General features: G+C 63.5%; 7 protein-coding genes and 1 pseudogene. 4 read left to right on the forward strand and 4 right to left on the reverse strand.

Annotation, left to right across the window (positions count from 1 at the left end):
• Positions 1-105: 105 nt before the first annotated feature.
• Positions 106-3,489, reverse strand: a pseudogene (locus tag RIC54_RS12510) (NAD-glutamate dehydrogenase); the annotation flags it as partial.
• A 185-nt stretch (positions 3,490-3,674) separates the two neighbouring features.
• Between RIC54_RS12510 and RIC54_RS12515 the strand changes: the two are divergent.
• Complete coding sequence (locus RIC54_RS12515; RefSeq protein WP_350098398.1) at positions 3,675-4,646, forward strand: threonine ammonia-lyase; 972 nt, start codon at positions 3,675-3,677, stop codon at positions 4,644-4,646.
• Here the strand turns inward: RIC54_RS12515 and RIC54_RS12520 are convergent.
• A complete protein-coding gene (locus tag RIC54_RS12520) occupies positions 4,643-5,785 on the reverse strand; it encodes a M20 family metallopeptidase (protein ID WP_350098399.1) in 1,143 nt (380 codons plus the stop codon). The two genes, RIC54_RS12515 and RIC54_RS12520, sit on opposite strands and share 4 nt — an antisense overlap.
• A gap of 354 nt (positions 5,786-6,139) precedes the next feature.
• Between RIC54_RS12520 and RIC54_RS12525 the strand changes: the two genes are divergently transcribed.
• The gene (locus tag RIC54_RS12525) at positions 6,140-7,438 is read left to right on the forward strand and encodes a tyrosine-type recombinase/integrase (protein WP_350098400.1); all 1,299 of its coding nucleotides are present in this window, start codon (positions 6,140-6,142) and stop codon (positions 7,436-7,438) included.
• A 132-nt stretch (positions 7,439-7,570) separates the two neighbouring features.
• Positions 7,571-7,750: a helix-turn-helix domain-containing protein gene (locus RIC54_RS12530; RefSeq protein WP_350098401.1), complete on the forward strand. Its 180-nt coding sequence runs from the start codon at positions 7,571-7,573 to the stop codon at positions 7,748-7,750.
• Positions 7,751-7,855: 105 nt separating this feature from the next.
• Here RIC54_RS12530 and RIC54_RS12535 read toward each other — a convergent pair whose 3' ends face one another.
• Both RIC54_RS12535 and RIC54_RS12540 read right to left on the reverse strand, forming a co-directional pair.
• Positions 7,856-9,139, reverse strand: a complete 1,284-nt coding sequence (locus RIC54_RS12535; protein WP_350098402.1) for an abortive infection family protein — start codon at positions 9,137-9,139, stop codon at positions 7,856-7,858.
• A gap of 100 nt (positions 9,140-9,239) precedes the next feature.
• On the reverse strand, positions 9,240-9,893 hold the full coding sequence (locus RIC54_RS12540) for a helix-turn-helix domain-containing protein (protein WP_350151060.1): 654 nt from the start codon (positions 9,891-9,893) through the stop codon (positions 9,240-9,242).
• A 92-nt stretch (positions 9,894-9,985) separates the two neighbouring features.
• On the opposite strand from RIC54_RS12540, the gene RIC54_RS12545 reads away from it, so the two are divergent.
• Positions 9,986-10,261, forward strand: a complete 276-nt coding sequence (locus RIC54_RS12545) for a helix-turn-helix domain-containing protein (protein WP_350151062.1) — start codon at positions 9,986-9,988, stop codon at positions 10,259-10,261.
• Positions 10,262-10,339 lie beyond the last annotated feature (78 nt).

Genomic DNA, 10,339 nt, shown 5'->3' on the forward strand with positions numbered 1-10,339 from the left:
GCCGCCTTCGGGCTGACCGTCGACACCATCGCGCCGAACGACCTGATCAAGGCGATGCTGGTGGCCAATGTCGACCTTCTGTGGTTCGGCGGCATCGGCACCTACGTCGATCCGAACCGTGTCGGTCGCCCGGTCGCCGACTTCGGCGGCGGTCTCCCGGGTCGCCTTGACGTAGGTGCCGATGCCGCCGAACCACAGAAGGTCGACATTGGCCACCAGCATCGCCTTGATCAGGTCGTTCGGCGCGATGGTGTCGACGGTCAGCCCGAAGGCGGCCTTGATTTCCGGCGTCAGCCGGATCGACTTGGCGCTGCGCTCGAAGATGCCGCCGCCCTTGGAGATCAGCTTGGTGTCGTAGTCCGCCCAACTGGATCGCGGAAGTTCGAACATCCGCTTGCGTTCCGCCCAGCTCTTCGCCGGATCCGGATCCGGGTCGACGAACACATGCAGGTGGTTGAAGGCGCCCTGCAGCCGGATATGCTTGGACAGCAGCATGCCGTTGCCGAACACGTCGCCGGACATGTCGCCGACGCCGACCACCGTGAAATCCTCGTTCTGGATGTCACGGCCGAGCTCGCGGAAGTGCCGTTTGACGGACTCCCAGGCGCCCCGTGCGGTGATGCCCATCTTCTTGTGGTCATAGCCCGCCGATCCGCCGGACGCGAAGGCGTCGTCCAGCCAGAAGCCGTAGGACTGGCTGACCCCGTTGGCGATGTCGGAGAAGGTGGCGGTGCCCTTGTCGGCCGCCACCACCAGGTAGGGATCGTCCTCGTCGTAGCGGACCACCTGGCTCGGGGGAATCAGGTCGGGACCCTTGATGTTGTCGGTGATGTCGAGCATCCCGTGCATCAGGATCTTGTAGCACTCGATCCCTTCGGCCTGGATCTCCTCGCGGCTTCCGCCGACCGGCGGGCGCTTCACCACGAAGCCGCCCTTCGAGCCGACCGGCACGATCACGGCGTTCTTGACCTGCTGGGCTTTCAGCAGGCCGAGGATCTCGGTGCGGAAATCCTCGCGCCGGTCCGACCAGCGGATCCCGCCGCGCGCCACCTTGCCACCGCGCAGGTGCACGGCTTCGACCCGCGGCGAATACACCCAGATCTCGACCAAGGGGCGCGGCAGGGGCAGGTCGTCGATGGCCCGGCTGTCGAGCTTGACCGAGATGTAGTCCTTGGGCTGGCCGTCGGCGGCAGGCTGGAAGTAGTTGGTCCGAAGGCTGGACTGGATGAGGTTCAGGAACCGCCGCAGGATCCGGTCCTGGTCGAGGTTGGCGACCCGCTCCAGGCCGTCCTCGATCGCCGAGGTCAGCTCTGCACAGCGTTCGACGCGCGCTTCGCCCAGATCCGGATCGAAGCGGGCGATGAACAGCCGGGCGAGGCGCCGCGCGATCTTCGGGTAGCTGCGGAGGGTCTCCTCCATGTAGTCCTGGGAGAACGTGAAGGCCGCCTGCCGGAGGTATTTGGCGTAGGCGCGCAGCACCGTCACTTCGCGCCAGGTCAGGCCGGCGCCCAGGACCAGGCTGTTGAACCCGTCATTCTCCATCTGGCGGGCCCAGACCGCGCCGAAGGCCTCCTGGAACGGTTGCTTGATCTCGGCGAGATTGACGTCGGCGCCGCTGCGCAGCCGCATGGCGAAATCGTGGATCCACACGCCGGCGGCCTCGTTGCGGCCGGCGATCTCGAACGGGACCTCCGACAGCACCCGGACACCCATGTTCTCCAGCATCGGCATCACGTCCGACAGCGGCACCGGCGAGCCGAAGTGGAACAGCTTGAGGTGCAGCACGTCGTCGTCGGCGCCGACCGGCCGGTACAGGTTCATGGCCAGGTCGCGGCCGGCGCCCAGTTCGTCGATCCGGTCGATGTCGAAAATCGCGGCGTGCGCGGTGTACGCCTCGCGGTAGCTTGTCGGGAACGCCTGGCCGTGGCGGCGGAACAGCAGGTTGGCGGCTTCCTCGCCGCGGGTCTCGACCAGGGCCTCCAGAAGCTTGTCGGGCCATGACCGGCCGGCGTCGATCAGCCGCGCCTCGAGGTCCTCGACATCGACGTCCGGCACCTTGCCGCGGGTCGTGGTGATGATGAAGTGCAGGCGCGCCAGCACCGAATCCGACATCTGCGTGTAGAACGCCGCCACCTGCCCGTTGAAGGCCCGCTCCAGGATCCCCTGGAAGGTGATGCGCAGCTGGGTGTTGAAGTGGTCGCGCGGCACATAGACCAGGGCCGAGACGAACCGCTCGAACGCGTCCTTGCGCACGAACAGGGCGGTTTTCTGGCGTTCCTGCAGGTGCAGAACGCCGATTGCGGTCTCGAATAGCTCGTCTTCGCTGGCCTGGAACAGCTCGTCGCGCGGAAAGGTCTCCAGCAGGTTGACCAGGGCCTTGCCGTCGTGGCTGGCCGGCCGGAAGCCGGCGCGCGCCACCAGCTTGGCGACGCGCTGGCGCAGCAACGGGATTTCCTTGGGGCTCTGGTTGTAGGCGACCGAGGTGAACAGCCCGATGAAACGGTGTTCGCCGACGACCTTGCCGTCCTTGATCGTCTTGACGCTGATCGAATCCAGCGGCACCGGCCGGTGCACGGTGGAGGTCTTGTTGGCCTTCATGATCAGCAGCAGGGTCGGGGCCAGCAGGAAGCCCCGCACGTCCTGCGGCAGCGCCCCGAGATCGCGCATCCCGTCGAACACATGGACGTCCGGATCCCGCAGGATCCCGAGGCCCGAACCGCCGACGACGTTCATCTTCGCCTTCGTCCCGGCGCCGGTATAGTCGTACTTCCGATACCCGAGGAAGGTGTAGTGGTTGGCCTCGATCCAGCGCAGGAACGCGCAGACCTCGGCGACGTCTTCCGCGCTCATGGTCTCCGGGGGCGAAGCCTCCACGCCCGCGATGACGTCGAGCATGGTCTGGCGCATGGTCCGCCAGTCCTCGACCGCGGCCCGTACGTCGGACAGCACCGCCAGAAGGGTCGTCTCGATCTCCGCCAGCGCCTCGGCCGAGGTCTGCTCGGACACAGTCAGGTGCATGAAGGACTCGGCGATCGCCTCCTTGTCGGCGACCTCCGACTCCGCCAGCGCCGTGATGACGCCACCGGCGTCCCGGGTGACCCGCAGGATCGGGTGGATGACCAGATGGACGGTCAGGTCCTTCTTGTTCAGCGCGGCGGTGACCGAATCGACCAGGAACGGCATGTCGTCATTGACGATCTCGATGACCGTGTGCGGCGACTGCCAGCCGACCTCTTCGAACTTCGGATTGTAGGCGCGCACCTTGGGGGTGCCGACCGGTCGTTCGCGACCGAACGCCCACATCGTCACCGCGGCGCCGAACAGATCCTCGACTTCGTCCTGGATCAGGTCCTGCGGGGCGACGTTGGCGTAGAACTGGCGCAGGAACCGCTCGGCGATATCGGCCTTCCGGCCTTGCAGTCGGTCCCGCACCAAGGCGGCGGCGGCGTCGATCTTCTCGGTCTTCTGGATTTCGTTTCTGGTGCGCATGTGTCCTCCCGCGGCGCGCGCGCCGACCGCACTCACCGGGGAAGCCTATCGCAAAGCTGGAATCCGCGAAAGCTATGGAAATATTTCGGTTTTCGGGGTCCGGTGTCGTGCCGGGTCCGAACAATCCCGACATCGACGGTTTCGGTCTAGACTGCGCCGTCGTCCAGCGCTGCCGAGGAACCGCCGTGAGCTCCCTGATCACCATCGCCGACATCCACCGGGCCGCCGGCGTCATCGCCGGGCATGTCGTGCGCACCCCTGCCGTCGCCAGCCCCGGACTGACCGCCCATCTCGGCCGGCTGGTCGCGTTGAAGCTGGAGATCCTGCAGGAGTCCGGATGCTTCAAGCCGCGCGGCATCGTCAACAAGCTGCGGTCGCTGTCGGAGGCCGAGCGTGTGCAGGGTGTGGTGACGGTCAGCGGCGGAAACCACGGCATCGCCATGGCGATGATCGCCCGGCGCATGGGGATCGCGGCGACCATCGTGGTGCCGGCGGCTGCGCCGGAACGTTCCAAGCAGCGCATCCGCGACGGCGGCGCCAACCTGCTGGTGGTCGAGGACGTGTCGGCTGCCTTTGCCACGGCCGAGGCCGAACGCGCCCGGGGTCTGACCTACGTCCACGCCTATGACGATCCGCTGACCATCGCCGGCCACGGCACGCTCGGGCTGGAGTTCGCGGCCGACGCGCCGGACCTGACCGACGTGCTGGTCAGCATCGGCGGCGGCGCGCTGTCGGCCGGGGTGGCGGTGGCGCTCAAGGCGGCGAACCCGGCGATCCGGGTGTGGGGGGTGGAGACCGAGGGCGCGGACGCCATGACCCGGGCGATCGCCGCCGGCCGGCCGGTGCCGATCAAGCCGTCGTCGATCTCTTCGACGCTGGGCGCGCCGGTGGTCAGCGACCTCACCCTGGCGCATGCCACGGCCCTGCTGGAGGACGTGCTGGTGGTGTCCGACGCGGCGGCGGTCGCCGGCATGGTCACGATCGCCGAGGAGGCGCGCTGCTGGGTCGAGCCGGCGGCCGGCTGCCTGATCCCGGCGGCCCGCACGGTGATCGAGCGTACCGGGAACCAGGGCACGCTCGGCCTGGTGCTGTGTGGCGGCAACGCGACGGTCGAGCAGCTTGCCGGCTGGGTGGCGCGGTTCGGGACCGGCGCCTAGGCCAGCCAGCGCTCGGCCACCCGCCGGTAGATCCGGGCGACCGCCAGCACGTTGTCCACCGACACCGACTCGTCCGGCTGGCCGCTCATCCCGAGGTCGCCGGGACCGACGATCGCGAACGGCACGTCGAGTCCGGCGGCCAGCACCGTTGCGTCGCTGAAGTATGAGACTCCCTTGATCGCCGGAGCCCGATTGGTCTCGGCGCGGCAGGCCTCGGCGCAGAGCGTCACGAACGGCGAGTCCGGCGCGCTTTCGACCGCCGGCTTGAAGTCGGTCATCTCGACGGCGATCTCCGCCGGAGCGGCGGCCTGCAGCAGGGCGACCACCGACTGCGGGTCGATGCCGGGGGCCAGCCGCACGTCGATTTCGGCGGTGCAGGTGTCCGGCGTGACGTTGACCGCCGACCCGCCGGCGATCGTTCCGACCCGCAAGGTCGGCCCGTCGAGCAGGGGGTGCTCGGGTGCGGGCAGCGCAAGCGTGTCCAGCCCGCCCAGGTAGTCCATCATCACCCCGATGGCGTTGACGCCGGGGTCGCCGGAGACATGGCCGCTGCGGCCGCGGGCGGTGGCGCGCAGCCACAGCGCCGCCTTTTCCGCGACGATCACGTCGAGCGAACTCGGCTCGCCGATCAGCAGGGCGCCGATCCGCTGCTGGAATCCGCGCTCCACGAAGCGCTTGGCGCCCAGGCAGTTGGAACTCTCGCCGGCGGAGAACGCCAGCAGCACGTCGCCGGCCAGCGGTGCGGCCCGTTTCGTCAGCTCGACGGCGGTGGCGATCATCGCGGCCACCGCGCTCTTCATGTCGGCGGTGCCGCGGCCGAGCACCCGGCCGTCCCGGACGGCGCCGCTGAACGGCGGAAACGACCAGGGCACGGTACCCACGGGCACGGTGTCGAGATGGGCCGACAGCACCAGTGGCGCCTTGGCGCCGGTACCGGGAACCCGTCCGAGAACGTTGGCCCGGCCGGGCGCGAACTCGTCGAGCTCGGCCTCGATGCCGTGGGCGCGCAGCTCGTCATGGACCAGCGTGGCGATCTCGATCTCGCGGCCCGGCGGGTCGCAGGTCTCCATGGCCACCAGGCGCTGCAGGAACCCGATTGGATCGAAGGCGCCGCTGTCGCCTGTGGTTGAACTGGTCATCGCTCTGCCCGCCCCCGTGACGCGTCGAAGCGACGACCCTGTCACATCCGGACAGGGCTCGGGAAGTCAGACGGACCGGACCCACGCAGCCGCCCGACCGTGGTCGGCTGCGTTTCAGTCTCAGATGTGCGGAAAATTGGAGCGGGCGATGAGATTCGAACTCACGACCCCAACCTTGGCAAGGTTGTCCGACCCTGTTTCTTCGTCTTGCATCGGGTTGGACCGGGTTTCAAGTTTCCTTTCAAGTCAATGACTTGACTTGCACAGACGGTCTCTCAGTACCCACGTTTTGGACAGCGGATGGTAGCCGGTTGGTTGCCAGCCGTCTTTTCAAACCACTGTGGAGACTAACACATGTCAGAGACCAAACTCATGAAACGCGTCGTGGATGGCCTGGAGCCCGGTGATCGGGACTACGTCGTCTGGGACAAGGAGATCGCTGGGTTCGGGGTCCGCGTTCGGACCAGCGGCACCAAGACGTACGTGTTCAAGTACCGGTATCGCAACCGGCAGCAATGGTACTCCATCGGCAAGCACGGTACGTGGACTACCGATCAGGCTCGCCGCAAGGCTGGTGAACTCAACGTTCTCGTACTGAGCGGCGAAGACCCGGCATCGAAGAAACAGGCCGACCGCAAGGCGATGACGGTGTCCGAGCTTTGCGACCTCTACCTCGAAGAGGGAATCGCTGGGAAGAAGGCACAGACAGTCGAGATGGACCGGATTCGGATCGACACCCACGTACGGCCACTGATCGGCTTCCTGAAGGTCCCTGACGTGACGCGACGGGACATGCAGAGCCTGATGACGGAGATCGCGACCCCGAGACCGTGGCTAGACCCTAACGTCACTCGCGGGTCAAGTGCGGACGATGGATCGGCAAAGGACGGTGCGACCGCCCCGAAGAAGAAGCGGAAGACCTATTCCCGAACCATCGGCGGGAAGGGTGTCGCGAACCGTACGATTGGCATGCTTGGTGGCATCTTCTCGTTCGCCATTGATCGAGAGCTTCGCCAGGACAATCCCGTGGTCGGGGTCAAGAAGTTCAAGGAAAAGAGGCTCAACCGTCGTCTCAAGGACGAGGAACTCCAACGCTTGGCAGCGGTTTTGCAGCATTACGAGCCGATTCCCGGAGCGAACCCGGCCGTCAACGCGATCCGTCTGCTTCTGCTACTCGGTTGCCGGAAGGCTGAGATTCTCACCCTTGAATGGGATGACGTGCACCTGGAAAGTGGCCTTATTCACCTCCGCGATTCGAAGTCCGGTGAACGGCATGTCCAGATGAATTCAATGGCCAAGGATGTGCTTCGAGGCATCCACCGGGTGCCGGACAACCCTCATGTCATTCCCGGTAACAAGGAGGGTCAGCACTTCATCGCTCTTCAGAAATCCTGGGAACGAATCAGGAAGGAGGCCGGCATTCCGGATGTCCGTATCCATGACCTTCGTCACACCTACGCGTCCATCGCGGCAGATATGGGCTTCAGCCTTCAGGCCATCGGCAAGCTACTCGGCCACAAGAAAGCCTCGTCGACCGAGAGATACGCTCACCTTGCAGACGCCCCGCTGAAACACGCTACAGAGACAGTGTCGGCGACGATTGCGGGACGGATGTCGGGTCAAATCTCTCCGCTGGCTCAGACGGCAGCCTAAGAAAATGTCAGATTGGTGGGGGAATGTGTGGAAATGCGGTCTCGTGGGGATACATTGGGGTTAGGAGAAGGAATCACCCTTCCCGTAGCGAAGTAAACTACCATGGTTAGTATCCACAACGAACCGCTTCTGATGAAGACTGAACAAGCCGCAAAGATGTTGAATGTTTCCGCATCTTTCTTGGAGAAAGACCGCGTTCATCGTCGATACGGAATTCCATTCGTGAAGATAGGACGCTCGGTGATGTATGTAAAACGAGATATCGAACAGTACATCCAGAGAAACTATGCTTGTGAACCTGTGCGGTTTTGACGGTTGCTGAACTTCATGGGGATAACAAGAAGGCCGACGAATAGTCGGTCTTTTTGTTTTCACTTGGTTACAGCATCGGGTGTTTTGGTTAGACTGGTTCGAGTATCAAGACGGAAGCGGGGATTCTGTTCCCATGGACCTTGGTTCACCGGCATGGCGTTGGTGGTAGGTCTCGGTCACGAAATCGATGAATGCCACTGCTGCACTCACAGCAAGCCGGGCGTGACGTGGCTCAAGTCCCTTGTACTTCCCATCTCGACCGTGACCGGAGCCATAGAGGCCACGAAGCTCGGCGAGGTTCTTCGTCAACGCCGATAGGTTCTGAAGTACCAGGCGGATATTCTCTGCTCCCTTTGCCTCAGCGGAGATGCCCTCTGGAACAAGCTTCAGTTCTTTCGCGACAGCCTTCGTCAAACGCGGGAGATCGTCGGAGCGAGAGACGGTAACCCCTCTCTTGGACAAGATGCTCTTACAGCATGTCTCGACGAGGTCCTTAGCTGTTCCGATGGCCAACGCTGGATCACGATCAATCGCGTTTTCCAGCCTCTCGATCTCTTTCTGCATCCATCCAGCGTCCAACGCATCTGCGACGGTTCTGGCTCGCGAGACGGAGCGACCGCTTGAGTTCGTGATGCGTCGACCGACGTACCTTGGGCGACCGGCAATCTTCTCTTCCTCGACAAGATGCCAGCCGTCACCTCTCAGCTGCTCATTGAACTGTTGCACGAGCTTCAACGACTCGTTCCGGTCGGGCCGGACAACGGGGTGCACCATCTCACAGAGAAATCGAACGAAGGTATCCGACGGTCCTCGAAGCAGGTTGAAGCGTGGATCGCCAAAGACCCAGTCATCGTCCCAGTCCTGCGGGTTGTTGACCCGGTGTTGCCAGATGTCTCCAGCGGCATCGGGAAACCGACTGTCATGTGACGGTAGGCTTTCTAAATCGTAGAGGCGTTGCAGGAACTCGACTTCTTCAAGTCGTCCGCTCCAATCGACGTTGTCGATACGCAATCCATCGAAGATGTTTTGCCTCGTTACCCGTGGGATATCGGCATCTGTTTGCCGCCATTCGGGACGAGGTTTGACTTCCGGGACGATCTTCACGCTGAACCAGTCGTCAGTGTACTGCTCCAAAACAGAGTGCAGGCGGTTGTCGATCTGTTCCGCAAGTGCGTCTCGATGAGGGCCGAGCTGAGCGTATTTCGTGGGCTCGATCTGCAAGTAGATGGTCCAGATTGTCGTCCCACCGTTCCAGTTGTCGAAGCCCGTCTCTTCGACCTTCGCGTTCGACAACCGCAGAACCTCAGCTGCTTCGGTCATTCCTTCAGCAGTGAGAAGCTCTGCAACGGTCGCCAGATAGGATTCGTAATTGTCAGAGATGTATCCCAAGGAAACATCCTCCGTGACTGGTCCCTCAAGGACTCTTTAAGCATTGCCAACTAAGCTGGCGAACTATCTACTGGAGTTTCAGCGATGCGGTCCAAGTGTATTACGAAATCTGCAAGGCATAGATGACTCTGCCGACGATAGCTTCAAGCTGCCGACCATAGACCTTTGCGGACACGGTCAGTGAAGCTCTCTCTCGGACGATGAGCCGCCCCGACTGAAGCTCTTCTCGCATCGACGTATCGAACAGAACCAGCGTGCCCTTCTTGAGGCCGTTTGCCGTGCGTTCGTCGATCACCGTGGTGGTGGCGAGTTCGGCATCTTCGCGGCCCAGCAAAGCATAGTCGATGTTGTAGGCGACCAGCCTGGACGGATCGATGGTGAGAACGCTGTCGGCGGTCTTCGGATCGAAGCTGTCCGGATCGAATGGATCGATGTGAGGGATTCGGACCAGCCTCCGACTGCGGATGCGGAAACGACGACCCTTGATCGGGATCGCTGGCTTGTCGAACAGCGTCGGGGCTTCCGTCCTGCTCGGTCGACCACCATCGGTGCGAGCCGGGACGCCGGTCAGCAGCCAATTGATGTCCACGTTCTCCCGTGCGTAGGCCTCCAGGATTCTCGCTCCTGGCAGTGACAGCCCACGCTCGCCGTCCTGAAGCGTGCGGTACTTGATTCCGAGACGTTTGGCGAGATCGGCCTGGGTGAGCCCCAGTCTGTGTCTCGCTTCCCTCAGCCTCTCAGCCAGGCTCTGCATGCGGACACACTCCGCCCAGCCCAACAGCTGGACAAAATACACTATATCGTGTATAAATACGATTGTTCGTTACTGACGGGGATCGTGCACGAATGTCCGTTCTTCATCAAGAACAAAGTGACCCCGCTTGGGACGCCATCCGCATCAAGGGCGAGTTGCAGAGGCGAGGGCTGTCGCTGGCCGAAGTGTCGCGTCGGCACGGCTATCACCCGAACTCGGCCGCTCGTGCCCTTCGTGTCGCGTGGCCGGAGATGGAACGCATCATCGCCGACGCCCTCGACATGAAGCCGGAGACCCTTTGGCCCGACCGGTACGTCGACGGCGTGCCGAGGAAGTATCTCCCCCGCCGCAAGCTCAACGGAGGCTGACATCGTCACTCGTCCTTTCTCCCGCGTGTCCGACTTCATCGTCCGGCACGCGGTCGGTTTCCTGTTGCTCGGTGCCGG

The sequence above is a fragment of the Thalassobaculum sp. genome, from assembly GCF_040219215.1.
Taxonomy (GTDB): Bacteria; Pseudomonadota; Alphaproteobacteria; order Thalassobaculales; family Thalassobaculaceae; genus Thalassobaculum_A.